The sequence below is a fragment of the Neorhodopirellula pilleata genome, from assembly GCF_007859915.1.
Lineage (GTDB): Bacteria > Planctomycetota > Planctomycetia > Pirellulales > Pirellulaceae > Rhodopirellula > Rhodopirellula pilleata.
In genome coordinates, this window is record NZ_SJPM01000015.1 from 37526 (window position 1) to 62618 (window position 25093).

General features: G+C 56.2%; 15 protein-coding genes. 6 read left to right on the plus strand and 9 right to left on the minus strand.

Annotated features, from left to right (window positions below):
* Positions 1–11: 11 nt before the first annotated feature.
* Together Pla100_RS24905 and Pla100_RS24910 are read right to left on the minus strand one after the other, a co-directional pair.
* Positions 12–1490 carry a hypothetical protein gene (locus Pla100_RS24905; RefSeq protein ID WP_146581243.1) on the minus strand — a complete coding sequence of 493 codons (1479 nt, stop codon included), beginning with the start codon at positions 1488–1490 and terminating at the stop codon, positions 12–14.
* A gap of 142 nt (positions 1491–1632) precedes the next feature.
* A complete protein-coding gene (locus tag Pla100_RS24910; protein ID WP_231603565.1) occupies positions 1633–3051 on the minus strand; it encodes an outer membrane protein assembly factor BamB family protein in 1419 nt (472 codons plus the stop codon).
* Positions 3052–3231: 180 nt separating this feature from the next.
* On the opposite strand from Pla100_RS24910, the gene Pla100_RS24915 reads away from it, so the two are divergent.
* Positions 3232–4536, plus strand: a complete 1305-nt coding sequence (locus Pla100_RS24915) for a GNAT family N-acetyltransferase (protein ID WP_146581245.1) — start codon at positions 3232–3234, stop codon at positions 4534–4536.
* Positions 4537–4677: 141 nt separating this feature from the next.
* Here Pla100_RS24915 and Pla100_RS24920 read toward each other — a convergent pair whose 3' ends face one another.
* From Pla100_RS24920 to Pla100_RS24935, 4 genes are all read right to left on the minus strand, one after another.
* Positions 4678–6102 (minus strand): Gfo/Idh/MocA family protein, encoded by a 1425-nt coding sequence (locus Pla100_RS24920; protein WP_146581247.1) that lies wholly within the window; start codon positions 6100–6102, stop codon positions 4678–4680.
* A 49-nt stretch (positions 6103–6151) separates the two neighbouring features.
* Positions 6152–7552, minus strand: coding sequence for a glycerate kinase type-2 family protein (locus Pla100_RS24925; RefSeq protein ID WP_146581249.1), 1401 nt, complete (start codon positions 7550–7552; stop codon positions 6152–6154).
* Positions 7549–9591, minus strand: a complete 2043-nt coding sequence (locus Pla100_RS24930; RefSeq protein ID WP_261344825.1) for an arylsulfatase — start codon at positions 9589–9591, stop codon at positions 7549–7551. Before Pla100_RS24930 ends, Pla100_RS24925 begins: the two co-directional genes overlap by 4 nt.
* 389 nt (positions 9592–9980) lie before the next feature.
* Positions 9981–10970 carry an adenosine kinase gene (locus tag Pla100_RS24935; protein WP_146581252.1) on the minus strand — a complete coding sequence of 330 codons (990 nt, stop codon included), beginning with the start codon at positions 10968–10970 and terminating at the stop codon, positions 9981–9983.
* Between the two features lie 236 nt (positions 10971–11206).
* On the opposite strand from Pla100_RS24935, the gene hisS reads away from it, so the two are divergent.
* Both hisS and Pla100_RS24945 read left to right on the plus strand, forming a co-directional pair.
* Positions 11207–12541 carry a histidine--tRNA ligase gene (hisS, locus tag Pla100_RS24940; RefSeq protein ID WP_146581388.1) on the plus strand — a complete coding sequence of 445 codons (1335 nt, stop codon included), beginning with the start codon at positions 11207–11209 and terminating at the stop codon, positions 12539–12541.
* A 437-nt stretch (positions 12542–12978) separates the two neighbouring features.
* Positions 12979–13422 (plus strand): hypothetical protein, encoded by a 444-nt coding sequence (locus Pla100_RS24945; RefSeq protein WP_146581254.1) that lies wholly within the window; start codon positions 12979–12981, stop codon positions 13420–13422.
* A gap of 191 nt (positions 13423–13613) precedes the next feature.
* On the opposite strand, the gene Pla100_RS24950 is transcribed toward Pla100_RS24945, so the two are convergent.
* The gene (locus Pla100_RS24950; RefSeq protein ID WP_146581256.1) at positions 13614–15302 is read right to left on the minus strand and encodes an ATP-dependent DNA ligase; all 1689 of its coding nucleotides are present in this window, start codon (positions 15300–15302) and stop codon (positions 13614–13616) included.
* An 811-nt stretch (positions 15303–16113) separates the two neighbouring features.
* On the opposite strand from Pla100_RS24950, the gene Pla100_RS24955 reads away from it, so the two are divergent.
* Positions 16114–19182, plus strand: coding sequence for a type II secretion system protein GspD (locus Pla100_RS24955; protein WP_231603579.1), 3069 nt, complete (start codon positions 16114–16116; stop codon positions 19180–19182).
* 404 nt (positions 19183–19586) lie between these two features.
* Complete coding sequence (locus Pla100_RS24960; RefSeq protein WP_146581260.1) at positions 19587–20291, plus strand: DNA alkylation repair protein; 705 nt, start codon at positions 19587–19589, stop codon at positions 20289–20291.
* A 29-nt stretch (positions 20292–20320) separates the two neighbouring features.
* On the opposite strand, the gene Pla100_RS24965 is transcribed toward Pla100_RS24960, so the two are convergent.
* Both Pla100_RS24965 and Pla100_RS24970 read right to left on the minus strand, forming a co-directional pair.
* Entirely contained in the window at positions 20321–21130 is an 810-nt protein-coding gene (locus tag Pla100_RS24965; RefSeq protein ID WP_146581262.1) for a ZIP family metal transporter, read from the minus strand.
* Positions 21131–21466: 336 nt separating this feature from the next.
* On the minus strand, positions 21467–22618 hold the full coding sequence (locus Pla100_RS24970) for a Gfo/Idh/MocA family protein (RefSeq protein ID WP_146581264.1): 1152 nt from the start codon (positions 22616–22618) through the stop codon (positions 21467–21469).
* 772 nt (positions 22619–23390) lie between these two features.
* Here Pla100_RS24970 and Pla100_RS24975 point away from each other — a divergent pair.
* Positions 23391–24818 (plus strand): outer membrane protein assembly factor BamB family protein, encoded by a 1428-nt coding sequence (locus tag Pla100_RS24975; RefSeq protein WP_146581390.1) that lies wholly within the window; start codon positions 23391–23393, stop codon positions 24816–24818.
* Positions 24819–25093: the final 275 nt, after the last annotated feature.

Sequence of the window (25093 nt, forward strand, 5' to 3'; positions counted from 1 at the left end):
TTCGCAGGCGTTCAAAGCCAACGAAGCGACGATGCTGCTTCTTTCTTCGCTTCGGTCATCACGGCCTTGGCGGTTTCGGTGGCTTCCGCCGTTTTCGCTTCGGCCGCCTTGGCGACTTCGCCGGCTTTCTTGGCGGCTTCCTCTTTCATCGCAGCCGCTTTGGCGGCGACCGAGTCGGCGGTTTCTTTCGCAACTTCGGCTACCTTGGCGGTTTCTTTCTTCGCTTCGGCCATTACCGTTTTGGCGGTTTCGGTGACTTCAGCGGTTTTCGCTTCAGCAGCCTTGGCGACTTCGCCGGCTTTCTTGGCGGCGTCGTCTTTCATCGCAGCGGCTTTCGCGGCGACCGAGTCGGCGGTCTCTTTCGCGACTTCGGCTACCTTGGCGGTTTCCTTCTTCGCTTCGATCATCACGGCCTTGGCGGTTTCGGTGGCTTCGGCCGCTTTCGCTTCGGCTGCCTTGGCGACTTCGCCGGCATTCTTGGCGGCTTCCTCTTTCATCGCAGCGGCTTTGGCTGCGACCGAGTCGGCGGTCTCTTTTGCGACTTCGGCTACCTTGGCGGTTTCCTTCTTCGCTTCGGTCATCACGGCCTTGGCGGTTTCGGTAGCGTCGGCCGCTTTCGCTTCGGCAGCCTTGGCGACTTCGCCGGCTTTCTTGGCGGCTTCCTCTTTCATTGCGGCGGCTTTGGCGGCGACCGAGTCAGCGGTCTCTTTTGCGACTTCGGCGACCTTGGCGGTTTCCTTCTTCGCTTCGATCATCACGGCCTTGGCGGTTTCGGTGGCTTCGGCCGCTTTCGCTTCGGCTGCCTTGGCGACTTCGCCGGCTTTCTTGGCGGCTTCCTCTTTCATCGCAGCGGCTTTGGCTGCGACCGAGTCGGCGGTCTCTTTTGCGACTTCGGCTACCTTGGCGGTTTCCTTCTTCGCTTCGATCATCACGGCCTTGGCGGTTTCGGTGGCTTCGGCCGCTTTCGCTTCGACTGCCTTGGCGACTTCGCCGACTTTCTTGGCGGCTTCCTCTTTCATTGCGGCGGCCGAGTCAGCGGTCTCTTTTGCGACTTCGGCTACCTTGGCGGTTTCCTTCTTCGCTTCGATCATCACGGCCTTGGCGGTTTCGGTAGCGTCGGCCGCTTTTGCGTCGGCTGCCTTGGCGACTTCGCCGGCTTTCTTGGCGGCTTCCTCTTTCATTGCGGCGGCTTTGGCGGCGACCGAGTCAGCGGTCTCTTTTGCGACTTCGGCTACCTTGGCGGTTTCTTTCTTCGCTTCGATCATCAAGGCCTTGGCGGTTTCGGTAGCTTCGGCCGCTTTCGCTTCGGCTGCCTTGGCGACGTCGCCGGCTTTCTTAGCAGCTTCGTCATTCATCGCGGCGGCTTTGGCGGCAACCGCTTCCTCCGAAACTTGTTGAGCTTTCTGATTGGTGTCCGTGCAACCCTGTGGAAGCGCCAGAAAAGATAGGGCCAGTCCAATCCGAGCGGTGCGGTAGAAAAACAAATTCATTGGAGTCTTAAAGGATTTATCGGTTGGTAGGTTGGTAGCGAGCGAGGTCTACCCGATGGTGGACTCCAGTCTACTTCAATGTGCCAATCAATGGGTTTGATCCCCAAGTTTTTTATCGTGGGAGCCAACCGAGCAACGCGGCCTAGCGCGATCGCTGGCTAATTGCTCCTACACGCTCGGCCAAGCGTTCAGTATGCAAACAATGCAATTGGTTTCCAACACGCAATATCAACCGACCGGACGCAAATGCAGGCGTCGCCCCTGCGCTACCTCCGAGATCGAATTCGCTGACCGGGCTTCGCATCGCCGATGCCTCGGTCACGTGAGCGGTGCCGTCGAGGGCGATCATCAACAGCCGGTCGCCGACGATGATCGGCGAAGCCCCGAAATTGCCGCCGAGTCGTTCATTCCAAAGTTTCTTCCCGCCGTCATTGAGATCAAAACAACTCGCCACGCCGGCGTCCGATACGGTGAATAGCAAGTGATCCTTGACGACCGATGTGGGCACGTACGGAGCCGAGCTTGTGATGCGGATAACTTCTTCAGGCTGTTGACCGGGCTGAGTCGGAATTCGAACAGCCGACAAGATGTTACCTCCTCCGCCGCTCCCACACGTTCCGATCGCCAGGTCTCCGACCTCTAAGCCGGTCACCACCAAGGGCGACGAACAAGATCGCTTGTCGAACACTTCGAGCGACCACAGCATTCGCCCACTTTGCGCGTCTAAGCTAAAGATTCCATTGCCGGTATTGGCGGCGATCAGTTGCGTCGGTGAGCCGGAATAAATCGCGGGTACTCCATAACATGGCCGGGTCGCCTTCAGCGGTGTGCTCCAAACGTCTTCGCCCGTCGTCCGATCGAATGCCATCATGCGGCTTTCACCGGCAACTTGCCAATCCTCCAATTTGTCGACTTGTTGCGAATTGAACAAAATGACCTTCGACCCCACCACCATGGGACTGGTGCCAAACCCGTGATAGCCGGTCCATGGTCCCAGGTCTCTCGACCATTGTTTTTGACCATCGGTATCATAAGCATGAAGGTAGGCTCCCTTCGCATCGCCGTAGGCAAAGAACACTCGATCACCGTCAACGACCGGTGTTGTCGACGCCGGCGAGTTACGCGCGTGACGGCGAATATCGGTTATCGGATGGGCTCGTCGCCAAAGCTCTTGGCCGGTCTTCAAGTCGACCGCCAACAGATCAACCGACTTTGCTTGTTCTTTGGTTGTCGTCGCGTCGAGCAGATAAACAACACCGCCGGCGACGACGGGGGACCCGACATCCGTGCCACCTAGTGCCATCGTCCAATCATAGTCTTGACTAGTCCATGTCGTCGGCAACGCACCCGAGGCGACCTTTCCCGATCCATCGCTGCCGTGAAACCTGGACCAATCGTCGGTCGCTTGCACGGTCGCCATGTATGCCATTGAAAGCGACAACGAGATGACCACAAGTATACAACGAGCCACCGCACCCCAGCGAGCATCGATGGTGAATGTGCTGCGGCCCATGGAATGGTCATTCAAACAGTGAAATTGACAATACGATCGGGTGGTCATCGGAAGATTCATTCAATGAGTGGGAGGGGCAAGTCGGACGGACAGTATTTCGAAACCAACGTTTTTAACGATGATTCCGATCCGTAGGGTCGTGAGCTTTCGGCGGACTTTACCCTGAGATTGTAAGCCAAAACTTGGACGTTGGTACACGGAAGCGTTTGATGTGGGCTAAGATTTCTCATGGACACGACCCCCGTAATGCTGGCTTCATCTCGTCTGGACGTCGTTGCGCATTCGGCCGAATCATTGCTGAACGACCGGGCGGACGAGTGGGATCGACTAGCCGGCGGGGTGCCATTTCGTCAATCGATGTGGCTACGTCCGCTCTGGCAACGCCTTGGTCACTCGAAGCAATCCTGTTTCCTCACGGTACGGGACGGCGACGGCCGCATCCGAGGCATCCTCCCACTCGAACGGTTCGGATCGAGAGGCTGGCAAACGATCGGCTCGGCTCCGTGTACCGATCATGTTTCGGTCTTATGCCGACAGTCCGACCGCCACATCGTCATCGAATCGCTTGCGACTTTCTTGATCACGCAAGTTCACGACAGAGAGCTAGGTTGGGACTGTTTGCATTTCGAGGGAGTGATCGGAGGTGACCCCGCCATATCGGAACTGCTCAGCGCATTGGATCGACAATGCGCATACGTTCGGATTGGTTCACGGATGAGTGTTTGGTTTCGATCAACCGACGAGACTTGGCAAGATTTCATAAGCCAATGCTCCCGCAAGCACCGTCACCGACTGCGACAATTGCTCCGGCAACTCGAATCGGTCGACGATGGCATGCGAGTTACGTTTCCTGCTGACGAAACTGAGCTTGCCAAATACGTCAACGAGCTCATTCGTCTGCATCAAGTTCATTGGCAATCCCAGGCTGAACCGGGTTCGTACGCCGCCGATGAGATGATTCACTTCATTCACGACGTCGCGTTGAATGCGTTCCGGCAAGAACGTTTGTTTCTGCCCGTGTTGATTCGAGCCGATCCGGCCACCGGGCTTGACGATGTACTGGCCGTGCAACTTCATTTAATAGGCGACGACGGACGTCTGTACTGCTATAGCACGGGCGTCAATTATGAGTACAGCGATCGTAAACCAGGTAATACGCTCAATGCGTTCGTGCTTCGCTACGCCCACGAAAACAACTTCGCCGGCATTGACTTCATGCGAGGTGATGAAGAGTACAAGAGCCGCATCCAAGCTGAACCGACACCGCTTTTGAACATTGATGTGTTCGCACCGACACGAATAGGACGGCTCAAGCTAAGTGGGCATGACATTTCGTTATGTATCAAGCAGAGTTATCGCCAACTACGCAACCGACCGTTGAACACGGTCTTTGGCATCGACGATGCATTCGACTCAAGGTTTCGATCAACGTTACCGCTACATATCGACCCGATCGAGTTAAATCACAAAGCGGAAAGTCTTTGTGATGATGCGCCGGTGATTTACCCGATCGGCGAATATGCGATCCATTAAAGGCCCGTTTCGAAAGGGCTTGAACCACCAATGCGATCCTAAGAACCTATCCGAAAAGGGGTCTGACCCTTTGGAGGCGAGTCGTTATTCATTCGTTTGAGGGTATCGCCGGAGAGGGTCAGACCCCTTTTCGGATAGGTTCTAAACCTCGTATTCGAAATCTCGAGTGACGCCTGGCATCGGGACCGGATAACGGCCTTCCGCGTCTGGCATGACCGGGGCCGGACCGTCGACACTCAGGTTGGCGACATCGGGTGCGAATTCATGCGTGCAATCTCGCATCTGTTCGATCGTAATTTCACGCCCCGTGTGTGCGGCCATACGGCCCATGCTGGTCACCAAACTTGCCTGCACCCCGCGTGGCACTTCGTTGTACGGCTTGTCGTTGATGATCGCGTCGACAAGGTCAATCCATTCCAAGCGATAAGGGCTCGTCTCGGGCTGAGGAAACGCCCATTTGACATCGCGGCGGTCTTGGTTCTGGCCATTGAAGATTTTGACTTTGCCCGGTGTGTGCCCCGACGTGCTCACGACGGCCGAACCCTTGGAACCATGGACGGTGCTGGACATGTCATTCTTGCATCCCTTCATGCAGCGACCGTCAAAGAACAATTTGGTGCCGTCGGGATAGGTGTATTCGACCGCATAGGAATCGAAGTTTTGATCGACATAGTCGTCCCGGAAATGGCGTCCGCCGAGGGCTTGCGCCTTGATCGGCCAATCATTCTTCATCCAAGACGTTTCATCGATTTGGTGAATGTAAAAATCACTAAAGCAACCACCACTCGCCCAGATGAAGCTGTGGAAGCGTTCGATCTGCCAAAGCACTTCCGATTCACCTTCGGGTTTACGGGTCGAGAACGCCGATGCGATCGGCCCGTGCATTCGATAAGCCCGCATCATGATCAGATCGCCGATCTCGCCGTCTTGAATTCGTTGGTGTAGCTCCTGACGACCTCGACAGTGTCGAACCATCAGACCGACGCCACACTTGAGGTTTTTCGCGTCGGCTTTTTCCGAAAGAGCCAACATGCGTTTAGCACTCGGCCCGTCGGCAATCACGGGTTTTTCCATGAACACGTTCAGGCCACGATCGATCGCATATTGAAAATGCACCCAGCGGAAAGCCAGGGGCGTGGCGAAGATAACAATATCACCCGGATTAAGAACATCCATCGCTTTCTTGTAAGCGTCGAATCCGGTGAATTGTCGCTCCGGTGGCACGTCGATCTTCTCGGGCGATGCTTGGTTTTCATTAACCAGTGCCTTCAAGCTGCGTTCAACATGTGACGCCTTGACGTCCGCTAACGCGACCAATTTTAAACGAGCGTTCGTGACCGCGAGCGCATCGTTGGCGGCGCCCGTTCCGCGTCCGCCGCATCCAACCAAGGCGACTTGAATCTGGTCGTCCGGTGTTTGTCCGAATACGTGAGGCACGGGCATCGCTGCCAAAGTTGCCCCGCCCGCGATGCCGGCGGATTGCAAGAACCGGCGACGTCCGGCGTCATGAGGAAGAGCGAGCGAAGCACCGGCAGTACGAATTTCAGTGGCAGGGGGACGTTTCATCGTTTGCAAACCTGGTGGGACGGTTGTGGTGGGGAACTCATAACGGGGTTTAGTTTAACCGATCGACCAGGCTGATGCGAATATCACAGACGTTCGTGCCGGTCGGGCCGGTCATTAACAACCCGCCGGCTTGTTCGAAAAAAGAGTACGCGTCGTTGCGTCGCAAAAAATCGGCCGCATTCAGACTTAAATGCCTCGCCCGACGGTGGACTTCCCCGTCGATCCACGCCCCAGCGGCATCGGTCGGCCCGTCCTCGCCGTCGGTCCCTCCGGACAAAATGACCAAGCGGTCGAAATCGATCGGTTCGCTCGTGTCGAGTTCCAATAATCGTTCGTAGGCGGCCAGGACAAGTTGTTGGTTCCGACCACCTTTTCCGCGTCTGGACGTTTCGATCAACCGCACGACCGGTTCGCCACCGGTGATGAGTGCGTCTTGATGATGCCGCGACGGATCACGACGCAGCATCTCGACGGTCATGTCGGCGAGATGGCGGCCGACCTCTTCGGCGGTGCCTTCGCTTCGTCGCGCACTTTGCATAACGTGGTTGTAGCCCAATGATTCGGCCGCGATACCCGCGGCGTCGACGGCGACGGCGTTGTTGCCGATGACAAGGTTGGTGACGTTGGACATGGCCTCCGGTGCAAGCATCTGTTGTTCCGCTTGATTCAAACATTCATACACGGCCGACGAAATCGATCGTTCCGGATCAAAACGGTTGAGGATTTCCAATGCATCGTGCGGCGTCGAATGATCCGCAACCGTGGGACCGGATGCGATCAAATCGAGTGGATCGCCGAGCACATCCGATAACACCAAGCTGATCATCGGAGCGTGACGACATGCCGCTGCCAATCGTCCGCCTTTGACCGCACTGAGATGCTTGCGGACCGTGTTGAGTTGCGTGATGTCGGCACCACCGCCGCTTAGTTGGCGAACAACTTGCAATTGGTCGGCGAGAGTTAAACCATCCGCAGGACGGACTAACAACGCACTACCGCCGCCGGAAATCAATACGACGACTAAGTCACGCGGCGTCGCTTCGGAAACCCAATGCAAGATCCGATCGGTACCCTCGATTGCAAGACTCGTCGGTTCGTTGACCCCCGCCGGCCGAGCGGCGAACAATGTTAAATCATCCGGCCATGACAGATGTTCGGGAATCCGTTCGCATCCCTGGGGAACGTTAAGATGGCCCGCAAACTGGATCAGACCGGCCGAGGCCGCGTCGGCTTGATATCGTTCGATCATTCCCACCGCCATCGCCCCAGACGCTTTGCCTGCGCCGACCAGAATAATTCGATCGATCGCTTGACGATCGACGCAGTGTTCAGCAAACCAGATCTCCGTCGGCCCGAACTGCACCGTATCGCGGATCAAGCGATCGCCACAGACCGACTCGACACCGGCACGGAAGATGATTTGAGCATGTTGCGATAATGGTCGTTTCAAGGCCAATTGAGCAGTGTCCTGTTGTCGGCACCAGTTAAACGCAATTCTTTGATCGTTGCCGAGCCGGTTCCGTCACTAACGTCGATCCGCAGTTGATGGATGCGATTTTTCGTTGGCAGTTCAACCGTAACCACTTGCCAACTACCGTCCGCTTGGACATCGAACTCGACGCGTTCACCCTTGGGCAGAATTTGCTGCGAGTTCGTCGTATAGAAAAGCTCGCCGCCGCCTCTAGTGCCGCCCCGCAATTTGAACGAGACTTGATAGGGACCGGTGGGTAATTCGACGCCTCGCAAATCCATCGCGATGCCGGGATCTTCGCCGGTGAACCGAAACTCAAGTGACGAGCCTTGGGCCTGCATCGTGGTATTCTTGCGAGCGCGAATGGTCAGGTCATCCTTCTTTGATTTGTTTTTCGGCTTTATCTTTCCGGGGCGGTACTTGCCGCTTTGCGACGGATCGGATTGTTCGAAATTGGTCCATTCAGGATGCTGATGCGGTAGATCAGCTTCGGTGACCGGAGCTGAAACGTTCGGCGGCGCGTGCAAGACGTCTTGGGTCATCACGGTCCATTTTTGAATCATCGCGTCGAGTCGCTCCGGATTCGAAGCGGCCAAGTCGTTCAGTTCGGTCCGATCCTCCGCCACGTTATACAACTCCCAAGCCGTCCCCCGGAAACTGACGGCTTTCCAGTCACCATCTCGCAACCCACGATCGTTCGAAAACAACAGATGGATCGGCAAAGAACGCTCCAAGGCTTCGTTCTCGAAGACCGGCTTAAGCGAGACGCCTGAAACAGGTCGCAGCTCGCGACCGGGCCAAGCTTGAGGAATTTTGGAATCGGTGATGTCGGCCAACGTCGGCATGACGTCAATCAGATGCGCGGGTTGATGCACGATCGTGCCGGGCTTTGTCTTTAATCCAGCCGGCCAGTGAACGATCGCGGGTGTCGAAATGCCGCCTTCGAATTGGTTTTGTTTGTAAAATCGAAACGGACTATTGCGAGCCCAAGACCAACCGGTCGAGTCGGCGAATGAAACGTTGCCGTTGGTGGGCTCCGCATCCAGGATCGGACGACCGCGATCGTAAGGACACGCCCCGTTGTCCGAGACAAACAAGAGCATCGTGTTGTCAAGTTCGCCGTGGACTTGCAAGTCGTTGACCAAACGTCCGACTTCCTGATCCACCCGGTCGATCATCGCGGCGAGGGTTGTCATCCGTTTGGCTTCGTATTCTTGCCGCCAAGGTTCCATGGAGTCCCAAGCGGCAACGTGTTCCGGGCGGGGACTCGCCTTCACCGAATCCGGCAACAATCCGATGCGTTTCTGTTTTTCCACGCGAGCTGCCCGTACGACATCCCATCCGGCATCATAGCGACCGCGATATTTCGCATAGTCTTCGGGCAACGCGTGCAGCGGTGCGTGGGGCGCGTTGAACGCAATGTACAGATACCAGGGATTTGCGGTTTGCCGGGCTTCGTTCAGGAAATCGATCGCGTAGTCAACGTTCGCCACGGTCGTGTAAAAACCGTCGTCGGGAACCTGCCACGGTTGGCCGTTGAGCCGAAAGGTTTGATCGCCTTTAAAGAAATTGCACGCGCCGCTGAGATGTCCGAAGTAACGATCGAACCCAAAATCCGTCGGCTGCTCTTTGAGATGCCACTTGCCGGTCATGGCGGTGAAGTAGCCACTATTCTTCAATACCTCTGCGGACGTCACTGCGTGGTTCAACCTGACATCTCCCGCCGCGATACAGTACTGACCCGTTAACAACGAAACTCGCGAGGAGTGACACTTCGCGGTGTTGTAGAACTGGGAAAACCGCAGACCCCGGTCGGCGAGACGGTCCAGATTCGGCGTTTCGATCTCACTACCGTAGCATCCCAAGTCGGAATACCCCATGTCATCGACCATGATGATGACGACGTTGGGCCGAGACGCGGACTTGGGACTGGAGGTGCCGGAGAATTCCGACGCTTGGCATACCGAGGCGATGCTGATCGCCCACATCCAAATACAAAAACGTGCCGTCCGGATCATGGTCATCGTGTTGCGCGCCTGATGAGAAGGTAGGGAGGAAAGACCGATTCTAGTCGCCTTGGTGAGCTCAGTTCGCTGAGCAGGCGGCGAAAGGACGGACAGCCATAGTCGCAAGACCTTGGATACAACCAAGTTACCGGATATTTCGTCGTCGCACGACTCAGGCAGTCGGACGCGTATTATTCGTGGAATTGAGACCTCAAGTCGTGGACGACCGGCGTTCAGAGCAGCGAAATCAATGGATCGGTCACCCACCGTCTCATCCGGTGGCCCCGTTAAGCAACAGGAACATTCAGATTGCGAAACTCGCGAAGAACTTCGGCTTGGACCGGCAATCGCCGAAAGTCATGGCGACTTTCGCTACGGTTGGACGGATTCAAGGTGAAGAATTACACGTTGATCAATTGTTCGATTTCTTCACGAGTAAAGGGAGTCGCCAAGCGAGCGCCGAGTTGGCCGACGACGCGGGCGGCGGCGTGGGAGGCGAGATGGCCGGCTTGTTTCCACGACAACCCGTTGGTGATGCCGTACAAGATTCCGCCGGCGTACATATCGCCAGCTCCGGTCGTGTCGACCGCTTTGACGGACACTCCCTCGATCGCGATCGCTTCGCCGCCGTGCATCAAAATCGATCCGTTGGGGCCGAGTGTCATCGCGACGTTTTCAGCGGTTTCATGAATTTTGCTGGCGCATGCGATCGGATCGGTCAGTCCGGTAAGGCTTTGGGCTTCCTCTTCGTTACAGAAAAACAAATCGACCGGACCGCGAATGAGATCCCAAATCTCTTCACGAATCATATTGACCAAAAACGGGTCTGAGGCGGTAAAGGCGATCTTAATGTTGTTCTTGACCGCATAGTCGATCGCCCGGTAGGCCGCCGCCTTGGTGTCTTCGCCTGTGAACAGATAGCCCTCGATGTAGATGTATTTCGCATCGATCACGGCGGCCTCGTCGATGTCGACCTCAGACAACCGCGACGACGCTCCGAGATTCGTCAGCATGGTGCGCTCGGCGTCGTCACTGATCAAAATGGCGCAGGTCCCCGTCGGAGTTCCGGGAAGCGGATCAACGTCGATCGTCACGCCTAGCGCCCGCAGATCTCGGAGAAAGAATTCGCCGGTTTCGTCGTCGCCGATCTTGCCCACGAACGCCGCTTTGCCGCCGAAGTCCGCGACCGCTGCGATCGTGTTGGCCGCCGAACCGCCGGCACAGCGGTGCAATTTCGGCAAGTCAAAATTGGCCAAAACTCCAGCCTGACGCTCATCATCGACGAGCGTCATCACGCCTTTTTCGAAAGCGAGCTGGCTCAAGAGGGCGTCATCGACCTGGGCTTGGATATCGACCAGAGCGTTGCCGACGGCATAAACATCGTGTGGCATGAATCAAATTTGCGGGGTGGCAAGGGGAGCGGATGAAATTGGCCCGCCGATCGTATCACAGACTCGCAAATCGCCGTAGCGGTCGACGCTCTGTCCCTTACCTTGTTCTTATCTTGTTGTCCCGTACCTTGTTGGCTCCCTTTCGGCGAACCTCGATACCGCTAAACTGATCCCCTCGAGTGACCTCCACTCGGTTCTCGCCTCTCGCCACTCGCCTCTCGCAACTTCGAATGTCATTGATCCAGCCTCGGACGCTTAAAGGTTTTCGCGATTATCTTCCCGCCGCGATGATCCCTCGGGAGCGTTTGATGGAGACGGCTCGCGAGACATTTCGATCGTTCGGCTTTGCGCCGATCGACACGCCGACCCTGGAGCACTTGGACGTCTTGACAGGCAAGGGCAGTGAGGAAACCGACCGGCAACTTTATTCATTCACCGACAACGGCGGACGGCCCGTCGGGATGCGATTCGATTTGACGGTGCCGTTGGCGCGGTTTGCGGCGCAGCATATCGGTACCCTCGGGACGCCTTTTAAACGCTATCACATCGCGCCGGTGTGGCGTGGTGAGAACCCCCAAGCGGGCAGGTACCGCGAATTCTATCAGTGCGACTTTGACACGATCGGGACCGAGTCGGTCTTGGCGGACATCGAAGCGGTCACGGTGATCGATTCGCTGTTGAAGGCGATCGGCATCGATGCGTTTACGATCAGCATCAACAACCGCGTGATTCTGTCCGGTTTGCTCGAATCGCTCGGCCTAGCCGACAAGACGACCGCGATCCTGCGGAGCCTCGATAAACTCGGAAAGATCGGATTGGAAAAAACCGCTGCCGAAATGGTCTCGGCGGCGAACATCACCGCCGATCAAGCCAATCAAGTCTTGCGATTGGCGGAACTCAAGTCGGAAACCGAGTCGGCCGGCGCAAGCGGCATTTTCGATCGCTTGCCAGAAATCGTGAACCACAACGCCACCGCGGTGGCCGGTATCGATCGTTTGCGAGAGATTTACGAAGGGGCGATCGCCTCGGGCGTCTCGCCCGACCGATTGAACATCGATGTGTCGATCGCCCGCGGACTGGATTATTACACAGGCGTGATTTTCGAAACAACGCTCGACGAACTGCCTTCGATCGGAAGCATCTGCAGCGGCGGCCGATACGACAACCTAGCCGGCCTTTATACCAAACAACATTTACCCGGCATCGGTGCCTCCTTGGGTCTGGATCGATTGCTTGCCGCACTCGAGACGCTCGATAAATTGTCGACGACAAACAAACCCTGTCCAGTAATGATTTTGTACTTCGACGCCGACCACCGCGACGACTACTTGAAATTGGCTACGAATCTACGGCGTGGAGGCATCGGCACGGAGGTATACCCGGAACCAAAAAAGTTGGGGCAACAACTCAAGTACGCCGACGCAAGCGGGTTCAAGTACGCGATCGTAGCAGGCGGCAACGAGTGGCAGCGTGGAGTGGTGCAGGTCAAAAACCTAGCGGAAAAATCCTCCGACGAAGTGGCGTATCGACATGACTCGGCAGACGCCTTGATCACGCGACTACTTGCTTAGTGCTTCGTCAAGATTTGACTTTAGGGCGTCAGCAACGTGGCTCGACGGTCCTCCGTCGAGAATCACGGTGGGGACCACCGTGCCACGTTTTAAGCCAACCCTCATTTTTAATTTTGACGGAGCACTAGGATAGCGAAACTCGCCAATAGTCCGGGTGATCACTGGGCTTTCGATTGCTTTTGTCGATGTGCGAATGCATTTTTTTGATGAGTCAGTTTGCCGCACCGGCGGTACAATAACCCGTTCGCTAGGCGGAGTGTTTGCGAACCGATTTATCAAACCCTACGCATATCAATCGGAGTGAAATGATGGTGACTTCCAACGCGATGGCTCGCAAATTGACGCGGCTTGAAGAGGCACATTGTTTCCGGGACTCGATCGAGCTTCGGCGTCAGTTTCATCGACAGGCACTTTGCGAGCAACGTTTCGATGAGCTCATGCAAGCCTCTCAAATCAATGATCGCGAACTGATTTCGGAGTTGCTCACGTTCGGATTCGACAAAGACACGATCGCGGCCTTGCCATTGTTGCCCCTGGCGGAAATCGCCTGGGCCAGCGGTGAGGTGACGGCGCAAGAGCGAATGGTCGCCACTTGTTGCATTGTCGATTCGGAATTGATCGGCAACCCGGCGGCCGTCGCGACGTTCCAAAGCTGGCTGCACCAGCGACCCGATAACGATTTGAAGCGTTTGTGGTGGCTGTATACCAATCAGTGCGCCGAACGCATGCGACTCGGCTTGCGGATCGCCATCGGAAAACGTTTGAAGACACAAGCAACCCAGATCGCCGAGGCCTCGGGCGGTTGTTTTGGAATCGGACGGATTTGCGAAGCCGAACAGCTCGTGTTGGACCAAATCTCGCAGCTCTATCGATTGAACTGAAACGCACAACACCGGAGAGTCGATCTCCCGTAGAGAAACTCGCCTTCGCTACATCAGTTATCGCCGCATTCGGTGTTTTTTTAGCATCGCGTGAACATTAAGTGGTGGCGACTTTCAGTCGCCAAACCCTGAAACGTCGACTGAAAGTCGACGCCACGTTAAGAATCCATCACTTATTGTTCACGCGATGCTTAAGGCGCGGTTGACTCTAACATCGCGACCAAGTCTTCAAGCTTGTCCGCGTCTGCGGGAGTTTTATCCTTGCGGATGCGCACGATCCGCGGAAATCGGGTCGCGATGCCGCTCTTGTGCCGCGTGCTGCGTTGCAGTCCCTCGAAGGCGAGTTCCATCACCAACTCCGGCTTGACGCTGCGAACCGGACCGAATCGTTGCGATGTATTCTCGCGAACGAATCGATCGACAATGCGAATCTCCGCGTCAGTCAAGCCGCTGTATGCTTTGGCGAATGGAACCAGTTCCCCGCCATTCCAAACAGCAAACGTATAGTCCGTGTAAAGGCTTGCTCGTTTGCCGTGTCCTCGTTGGGCGTAGATCAAGACCGCGTCGACGGTGTACGGAGCCAGTTTCCATTTCCACCAAACGCCACGAACGCGACCGACCGAATACGTCGCATCAAGACGTTTTAGCATGACGCCCTCGGCGTTTTGATCGCGACTTGTTGAGCGAACATCGGCGACGTCTGACCATGATCGTACCGGAATTGCAGGATTGAGATGCAGTCCAGGTGGTTGGTGTTGTTCGACCAGTGCAAGCAGATAGTCTCGTCGTTTTGAGAGCGGTTGTTCCCGCACGTCGACGCCGTCGTATTCCAAGCAATCGAACGCGTGGAACATGACGGGAACTTCGGCCAACAGTTTTTTGCCGACGGTCTTGCGCCCGATACGCCGCTGCAGTTCCGCAAACGGAAGCACTTCGATGCGGTCACCGTCGAAGCGGCTGGCCAAGATTTCTCCGTCGAGGACCGTTCCGTCGGGCAAAAACTCCGCCGCCCGTTCAACCTCCGGCCAACGTCCTTGCATCAATTCCTCGCCCCGCGACCAAACAAACGTTTGGCCGCTGCGGCGGATGACTTGGCCGCGAATGCCGTCCCACTTCCACTCCGCAATGTAATCGCTGACGCCGCCCAAACCAGACACGACCGGGGCAAGCATCTCGTGCTTAAATTCACTTTCTTCACCCTCGCCGTTATCACCCTGGAGTGCATGAGCCAAACAGAACGGGTAGGGCCGACTGAGCACCGCGTCGTCGGTATCCGGATCAACCAAGCGGTCGACGAAATCCGCAGATGCTTTCCAGTGCCCCATCAAACGATGAGCGATCACATCGGGGGGAAGTCCGGTGGCCTGAGCGATACCACGTGCGACCAAGCGAGCACTCACACCTAAGCGAAACGAACCCGTGATCAGCTTCATCAATATCAATCGCGAGGTGCCGTCGGTTTGCTGCCAAATCTCGCCGACGAGCAGCTGCTGCTCGGTTTCCTCCATCTTCGCCAGTGGCAAAACAAAATTTTCGATCCAAGTTGTCAGTGATCGCTCGCCGGTTTCACGCTGCTCGATATCGGATGGCGGAACGAGCAAAGAAATCGTCTCGGCCAGATCGCCAACGGCATCGTAGGATTCGTCAAAAAGCCAATCGGGTATGTCCGCCGCCTCTGCCGCCAATCGTCGCAGCGTACCTGTACGAACGAGTCGTTTGGCCCGCCGCCCGCTGAGGTAATGGGCGGCCCAGGCTGCGTCGGCTCGGCTTGATTGGGCATCGTTCAACACGGTCGAAAAATAGCCAGCGATTGCGGCAATTTTTTCGTTCGTTTTCGTCGTTTGGTCCAGGCTTTCGAATAGTTGGACGAAACGTTTCACGGATAAACCGACCTTAGGAAGAGAATTGTTAAGAAATCGCTATAGAAAAAAGCTTCGAAATCGACTTGACATCGTTTCGCCGCAGATCGTATTGCCAACCTCACTCGGAAGGTTTCCGTGTCAACTCCCTCGCTCGAACCGGCTTTGTTCCCGTCCAGAGCGTCCGGATGCCGACACTCGGAATCAGTTTAGGTGACCGTCTAGGTCAACGTTTCCATCCCGTTATCCACCTGCCCACTAGCAAACAGACCTTATTGTGACGGAACACGAAAGATTTTTTTGCCCCGTGGCGAGTTCACGCGAGAGCTTTCCGATTCATGCTTCCATTGTCTCACCGCGAAGAAGGAGAGTCGCGTTGAACCGATCGTATCACCCGCCACGGCGGAAGGGTTCGTCTACGGCCGAATCAACTCGCACGACCATTCACTCGAAGGCCGCTCAACGAATGACTTTCCTGAAATCGATTCCGGTCTGCCTGTTCGTCGGGGGCGTTTTTGGCGGAGTCAACCTGATCGCCTCGACAGCTCAGGCCCAGTTCACACTGCCTGCGAACGTCACCGCGTCAAGCCCGGCCGCCAATCCGACGGTGGGCAACCCATCAGCCGCGATGTCCATCGACGGTCTGTTGCAGCAAATCGATGCGGCGGTCTCATCAGGCGATTTCACCACCGCCGTGCAAACCTATCGAACCGCCGGAGGGTTACTCGCCTCTGGCCAAGTTCGTGATGCATCCGTCGCGACCGAACAACTTCGCCGACGCTACGAACAATTATTTGCACGCGGAATCGACGCGGCTCATTTGGCGTTGCCGATGGCTGGCAAGGTGACCGCCCCGCAAACGCAACCAACCGTTTCGCCAAACTCACCGTTGCCCGAACGTCAACAAGAAACTCGTCGCCTCGTCGCGATGGGCCGTGCCGCTTTGGATCGCGGCGATGTTCGCTCGGCGTTCACGTTGGCATCACGAGCACAAAGCCTCGGCGTTGCCCAACACGAATTCGCCCCCAACGATGCTCGGCCGTGGCAGTTGCTGCTTGATGTGCAAGCCACCGCGCGTCGCACTGGTGTCGACTTGACGCAACTGGCAACGTCCGCTCCCTATCAACCCGCCGGCCCTAGCAATCCGATCGCCCAAGCGGGCGGTGTGATGCCGATTGGACCGTCGATGATCGCACAAACAGGCGGCAATGATTCGGCCGCGCAGTACGGTGCGATCCGTCCTGTCCAGGCAACCGAATCACTCGCTTCGGACAACGAACCGGCCAGCGAAGGTGAAGCATTATTCAACGAAGGCATGCAACTGCTTTCGGCCGGCAAGAAAACCGAAGCTCGAGCCAAATTTGTCGATGCTTGGAAGTTCGAGTCGGAACTTCCGATCGATACCCGCCGCGCCCTGCAAGATAAGTTGACGTTGCTCAAGCCGTCACCCATGCCACTGGCCGGTGGACCTGCCGAAGCCGATCTGACACCGATTCAAAAAGCCGATCTGGCCGCCGCGCAGAGTGTTCAGCGTCTCTACCGCGAGGTTACCACCGAACTCGCCAAAGCCAACGAGATCAAAGAATCCGCGCCGCTCGACGCGGTCGATAACCTGGAGCGATTGGCTCGCAAAGTCGAAGGTGCCAACATCGACGAAGCTTCCCGTGCCGCACTCGTGGCCATGGTCGGCCGCGCACTGTCCGAACAAACCGCCTACGTCGAAGCCAACCGAGCGAAGATCTCGCTCGACCTGCGTAACGAAGCGATTCGTAGCGAGATGGAAAACGAAGACTTACGTGAATCTCGCATCGATGAAGAAATCGCGTCATTGGTCGAAAGCTTTAATGACCTGATGGATCAGAACCGATTCCAAGAGGCCGAAGTCATCGCCAAACAGGTCCAAGAGCTCAAACCGAACTCGACGATCGCCATGAGCATGGCTCACGCTTCACGCACCCAAGTTCGCATCCAAATGGATGAGGAAATCAAAGCGGGCAGCGAAAACGGTTTCGTTCGCGAAATGCTTGCCATCGGAGCCGCCGCGATCCCTCCGGATCCCGATCGTCCGTTCTCGTTCCAGGACCCACAGACTTGGCGTGAACTCTCCGATCGTCGCCTGGCCAGCGGCGACAATAACTCTCGATATACCATTCGCGAACAGGAGATCAAACGAAAACTTGATTCCGACGTGGAATTGAAATACCGTGATCGACCTCTCGGCGAAGTCCTTGACGATTTGTCTGCCGTGACCGGTGTTCCGATCGCGATCGACTCGCGTGCCTTGGCCACATTGCGGGTCAACCGTGATACGCCCGTCTCGAAAACCATCAATAACCGCATCTCGCTCGGCAGTGCCTTGAACTTGTTGCTCGGTGATTTGGATCTTTCGTACGTGATCGACAACGACGTGCTGAACATCACCAGCCGCGAAGCCAAACGAACGATGGTCGAAACACGCACCTATCGTGTCGCCGACTTGGTCACTCCGATCCCCAACTTTATCTCTGGATATGAGCACGGGTTGGCTGGCGCTTTGAAGTCTGCCTATCAGATGATCAATCCATCGACCGACGTTCAGCTCGTCCCCGTCTCGATGACGGATCTGGGCGGCAACATGGCCAACAACAATTCGGCCAACCAACTCGGACGCAACATGCTCGGCCAATACAACCCGATGGGCAACGGCGGCGGATTCGCCGGCGGCCTGGGATCCGCCGGAGCCCTGTCGGGCGGCCGCGGAGGTGGATCGATGGCCGACTTCGACTCGCTGATGCAATTGATTCAACAAACCATCGAACCGGATACCTGGGAAGCCCTCGGTGGTGTCGGAACGATGGCACCCTACCCACAAAACTTGTCGTTGGTCATCAGCACGACGAGCGATGTTCACGATCAGATCGTCGACCTGCTCGAATCGCTTCGCCGATTGCAGAACTTGCAGATCACGATTGAAGTTCGCTTCATCACGCTCGCCGACACGTTCTTCGAACAGATCGGCATCGATTTCGACGTGCGATTCGACGACAACGCAACCCAGATTCCACCGGACGACTCCGGGCCGGCCGTGACGATCGGCTTGGATGCCCCTGGTATCCCGACGGCTGACTTGGACATTCGCTTTGACCAAAACACCTTCGGGGCTGCTTTGCCGCCCTTCGGTGGAGACGCCGGTTCGTTGTCGACGATCGGTTTCGCGATCCTGAGTGATATCGAAGCGTTCTTCTTCTTGCAGGCCGCTCAAGGGGACAACCGCAGTAACATCATGCAAGCCCCAAAGATCACGCTGTTCGATGGACAAATCGCATCGATCAACGATACCGTTGCACGACCGTTCGTAACCAGCATCATCCCGGTTGTCGGTGACTTCGCCGTCGCCCAGCAACCGGTCATCGTGGTCCTCGACGAAGGCACTCGGTTGAACGTTCAAGGTGTCGTTAGCGATGACAAGCGATTCGTTCGTCTAACGCTGGTTCCAACCTTCAGCCAAATCGGTGAAGTCAACACGTTCACCTACGAAGGCAACCGGACGACGCGCAACAGCAGCACCCGTCAGGTCGACACCAACGGTGACGGCGTGATCAACGAGGAAGACGAAAACGAAGAAGAGGAGATCGTTCAAGGTACGACGGTTCAACAGCCGACGTTCGCCTCGACTTCGGTCAGCACCACCGTCAGCGTCCCTGACGGCGGCACGATTCTTCTGGGCGGGATCAAGCGAATGAGTGAAGGACGCAACGAACGGGGTGTTCCGTTCTTGAGCAAGATCCCTTACGTCAGCCGCCTGTTCCGAAACGTCGGCGTCGGTCGAACCTCGACCAGCCTAATGTTGATGGTGACCCCACGGATCATCATTCAAGAAGAAGAGGAAATCGCCCAAACCGGATTCGATCCAGGACGATAGTTTCGCGTTAACCATCGCGGGTGAGCGATCGATTACGATCCTCACCCGAAGCGATCGCATGACTTGTAATCCGTGACAGGCTGTTAATTTAATCGTAACCCGACGCGTCAGCGAGGGATTGAACGTCATTTAATCCTCTGTCGATATCCCTCGCTAACGCTTCGAGTTACGATGCCGACTCGATCAACACGCCTTCACCCGTCGGGTTTTAATTTGGTCGACTTGCCGCAAGCAAATTTCTACACTGCGATTCGACCGCAGTTTTCTTCTCGGGTCGACCGTAAGAAATCTTGTTAGCGATCCGATACCACATGCATCGATGGCAGGTGGATTATCAACATTTTTCTATCACCCGATTAGCGAGACGGTGGGTCTGCTAGTGATCGATCGTGGAGATTTGCTAAATGGCAATGTCAAAAAAAGAAGTCATTGCATGGCTCAAGCTCAACGCGGACGAGCGAGGAATCGCTCATTGGCAAAAGCGGCCGCAGCAACTTGACAGCTACGGAATCGGCCTCACGCGACTCAGGAAGTTCGCCAAGGAACTCGGGCGCGATCATCGACTCGCACGCACGCTATCCAAGAGCAACGTCTATGATGCCAAGATTGTCGGAATCTTGGTCGACGATCCCAAGAAGATGACGCGAGAGCAGGCCGAAGAACAAGTCGACCAGGGCTTGGCATCGGGAATGCTTGTTCATGTCTTCGCATCATGCGGAGCGCCGCTGTCGAAAACCCCGTTCGCATTCGAGATCGCTCGCGATTGGGTGGACAGCAACGATCCGATGCGGCGACGGTGTGGCTACTCCTTGCTCTATGAGCTTTCCAAGCGAAACCCCAAAGGAATGGACGACGCCTACTTGCTTGATCGAATCAAACGCATTCGCGAATCCATCCACAACGAAGAGATGTGGGTGCGGGAAGCCATGAATACGGCACTGATGGGAATCGGCAAACGAAACGCTGTGCTCAACGCCGCTGCGATCGAAGCCGCCGAAGCCATCGGACCGGTCGATATTGATTACGGCGATGACAACCAGTGCGAGCCACTCGATGTGCTCAAGCACTTACGTTCGGATTACCTTCAAGAAAAGTTTTCAAGAGACTGAACCACTAGATCGACTTGGTAACGCATTACTCAACCCAAAGCCACGTCGAGGATCATCATGACGGTGAAGCCGATCATCAAAAACAGCGTGGCGAGGTCCTCGTTGCCCTGCTGCTGTGTTTCGGGAATCAGTTCCTCGACGACGACGTAAACCATCGCACCGGCGGCAAAACTAAGTGCAAATGGAAGCACCGGAGCGGACACTGAAATAACGGCGGCTCCGACGACTGCGGCGATCGGCTCGACCATCGCGGATGCTTGGCCAATCATGAATGCTTTGACGCGGCTCATGCCTTCGGCCCGTAGTGGGACCGCGACCGCGATGCCTTCGGGCACATTTTGCAATCCGATTCCGATCGCCAAGGCGACCGCACTGCCATAGCTCGTACTTTCGAGGCCGCTGGCGGTACCACCGAATGAAACGCCCACGGCGAGTCCTTCGGGAATGTTGTGAAGAGTGATCGCGATGATCAAGAGGACGCTACGCTGCCAAGCGGTCTTCATCCCTTCGGCCGATTCCATCGGGAGACCTCGGTGGAGGTGCGGCAGAATACGATCCAGTACATACAGAAACGCACCGCCACCAAGAAAACCAACCGCGGCGGGAAACCAGCTCGGCCATCCCTGTTCAGCGGCAACCTCGATCGACGGAGCAAGCAGACTCCAATAACTGGCGGCAAGCATCACGCCACCAGCGAATCCCAGCATCGCGTCGAACATTTTACGATGAACGTTGACCAGACCAAAAACGAGCGCCGCTCCCACGGCGGTCAGCCCCCAGGTAAACATCCCGGCCGCGAGAGCCTGCCAAATGGGGTCGAGCGTTCTGAACCAAGACATACACGTCTCCGGAATTCGAGATCAAACCAGCCGACGGGTGCTGGCCACGGTTCGATAGCGTTTCAACCGCCGCCGATGGCGTGTTGATTGAGTCTAAATCGTAACCCGACGCGTAAGTTTTGAAGTTGCGCTTTTGCCTGTGGCATTGGTTTATCGTAACCCGAAGCGTAAGCGAGGGATGAGTCAATATCAATTATCCCTCGCTTACGCATCGGGTTACGATTGAACCAACAGTCCGTCCCGCGTCGCGTTGGGTTTGGCACAGCCCACGCTTTCGACCCAATGGCTAGTGGGTGAGCAGATCGCGTACCGCAAGATGACAACGCTCGGGCGTTCTCAGCAACATACGTCCATCCAACGACGTTCCTGGTGACTCTTCAAGATCGCGTCGCATATCAAAATCTCGCGATGTCCATCGGCGAACGTTGGAAAAGGTGCAGGTAACGAGCTGTCTCCACGCTCAATGTAACCGTAGAACGAACGGAACAACTGTTTGAACGTGTCTGGGAACCCCTCGTTATGTCCGCCTGGGTACTGGCTGATTCCCGATGCCGACGAATCGAGTAGCGATGGATCTCGAACGAGCAATTCGTTGGCCCTTTCCCGATGACCGATCCACATTTGATTGGGCGACTCGCTATTCCAATGCAACGCGGACTGGGTCCCCGCCAACTCAAAGCAAAGCGAATTCTTGCGTCCGGCTGTCACTTGCGAGACCCACAAACTACCGTTCGCTCCGCTTTCAAATCTCAGCATGATCGAACCACAATCTTCCGTCGTCACGTCGACAGCTTGAGTATCAATCGACGATGACTGCGAGCCGGAAAACGTTTCGGCCCCGCCGACCGGTTGAAAGCGTTGTGAATGAACGGTTCGCAAATCCGCGCACACCGATGTAACTTTGCTTCCCGTGATGAACTGAATCAAGTCAAGCCAATGGGTGCCGATGTCGGCTACGGCCCGTAGCTCGCCTCCGTCTTCCGCCATCACCCGCCAATTGAAATCGCGGGGATACAATAACCAGTCCTGGACGTAAGAGCCATGGACGCTGATCACGTCCCCGATCGCGCCGTTGGCGACACGAGCGGCGGCTTCATGACACAGCGGATAGAACCGAATGTTGTACGCGACGCCCGTCACCAATCCGCTCGCCGCAGCGAGCCGGACCAACTCGGCCGACTGAGCCGTATTCATCGCCAGCGGTTTTTCACATAGACAATGTTTCCCCGCAGCCAATACCGCTTGGACTTGCTCGAAGTGCAATGCGTTGGGTGTGGTTAGATGAACGACATCGACGGTCGGATCACCTAAGGCTTCTGAGAGTGTCGAGTACACGTTCGGTAACTTAAGCCGCTCACACGCGGATCGAGATTTTTCGGCCGTCGAGCCGATGATCCCGACAACATCGACGCCGGCCCTCTTCAGGCCTTCGACGTGAACGGGACCAATGAATCCGGTGCCAACGACGACACTTCGCAAAGAACTCATGGTGATGTTTGATTCCTGTTTTGCTCGAGATGTTTGCCCGGCGGACTTTTTTTCCGCGATTTGGGGCGGACGGCCAATCGGATCGAGTTGACGGGGTCACCGGTGGAGCCAGAATGCTACCATCAGGACGAAGCCTAAAACAGTTAATTGCCGCGTTTGTTTTTTTTGAACGCGAATGATATAAGCCCGACGCGCGAGGAGGGGATTCGTTCGATACGTCCAGATACCCGCGTGATCACTCGCTTGCGCATCGGGCTTTTATACTTGCGGCCTAGCCGCCTTTTTTGAAGTTGCGATTTTGCCTGTGGCATTGATCTATCGTAACCCGCTGCGTAAGCGAGGGATGAGTTGATTTATCGTAACCCGCTGCGTAAGCGAGGGATGAGTCAATATCAATGATCCCTCGTTGACACAGCGGGTTACGAAAAAAGCACAAGTTCAAAACGCGTTAGCGAGGGATCAAGATAAACGGAGCATCCCTCGCTGACGCTTCGGGTTCCGATCCTCTTGCTCAATGCAAATGGCGAAGTTATTTCCGAACAATTCCTCAGGTTAGCGTCTATTTGCCAAAACAACAAAACCCAGACCAACAAAACCCAGACCAACAAAACCCAAGATCAACGAAACCCCGCATCACCGAAACTGCAGCAAGGCCATGGGGTTCAACCTAGAACCGGCTATTCGTACGTACCGACGCAACTCACCTCTTTCGATCGGAGACCATCTCGTGAGAACGATTTGTTTGAACTTTTTACTCACATTATCCCCGCTGATGGCCTTCCCATTCGCTTCGGCCGAAGACGTTTCCAACGGGTGGCCGCAATGGCGTGGTCCGAGCGGTTCGGGGGTCGCGTCGGAAGCCAATCCACCAACCCGATGGAGCGAGTCCGAAAACATCAAGTGGAAGATTGACGTTCCCGGTGTTGGCAGTAGTACGCCGATCATTCTAGGCGACCGAGTCTACGTGAGTACCGCGATCAAGACCGACCGTGTCGTCGAGGGAACCGGTGAGTCAGCCGCAGAGTCACCAACGTTATCAAACGAGCCGACTCAACGCGCCGATGCCCAAGCGGGACCACAACGTCCAGGCCCCGGCGGGTTCGGCGGACGCGAGGGACGTGGAGGTCCAGGCGGCTTCGGCGGACGCGGGGGCTTTGGTGGCCGGGGACGCGGCGGATTCGGCGGCGGTGCCAAACCAACGAACTATTACGATTTCGTTGTGCTCGCCTACGATCGCGAGACAGGCAAAGAAATCTGGAGAACCAGCTTGACCCAACAAGTGCCGCACGAAGCCGGGCACAGCACCAATACATTCGCTTCGTCGTCGCCCGTCACCGACGGCGAACGACTCTACATGTCGTTCGGTTCACGTGGTGTGTTCTGCTTGGACCGCGGCGGCAAACAACTGTGGGAAGTCAATCTCGGCCAGATGCAAACGCGGGCTCAATTCGGCGAAGGCAGTTCACCGGCGGTTCACGACGGCACCGTGGTGGTTCCGTGGGATCACGAAGGCGAGTCGTTCATCGTGGCGCTCGACGCCGCAACCGGTAAAGAAAAATGGCGTCAATCGCGTGATGAACAAACCACTTGGGCGACTCCATTGATCACCGAGTATCAAGGTCGCACCCAGGTGATCACGAACGGGTCCAAACGCGTGCGAAGTTATGATTTGGCCACCGGTGAACTCATCTGGGAATGCGGCGGGCAAGTCGGCAACCCGATCCCCACCCCGGTTCGATTCGAAGACAACGTGATCGTCATGACAGGCTTTCGCGGCTACGCGATCTATTCCATTCCGTTAAGCGCCGAGGGTGACATCACCGATTCCGACGTCATCACTTGGTACGAAGAAGACGCAGCGCCCTACGTCCCGTCGCCGGTGCTTTACAAAGGGCAGCTTTATTTCGTGAAAGCCAACAATGGCGTTTTGGTCTCACGCGATGCCAAGACAGGCGAACTGATCATCGACCAAACCCGGTTGCCCGATGTGTCGTCTGTTTACGCCTCACCCGTCGCCGCAGACAACCACATTTATTTGACCGGCCGAGACGGCACGACGGTCGTCATTGATCACGCTCAATCGTTCGAAGTCGTCGCCACCAACAAACTTGATGACGAGATCGACGCTTCGGCCGCCATCGTTGGCGACCAACTCTTCCTGAGAAGCAAATCGCACCTTTATTGCATCGCCAACGAGTAACGTGCTGGCGGCAGCTCGGCGAGCTGGTCCGGTTCCCTCGTTACCCACGGATCACCGCGTTACGTGGCTGATTCTTCGTACCAATTTGAGGAAGTTCAGTTCGCCACTAGTATTCAGCCGCAGCTTGGTTTTCGGGTAGAAAAAGGTATTTAAGCCCCTCTTCCCCCGAGACCACGGACGGTCGAATGTCAAACCGCAAGCTCTATCGTATCAAGCTGACAGACGAAGAACGCGAAACCTTTGCCAAGGTAGCCACCGGTAAACGTGGCAAGCTG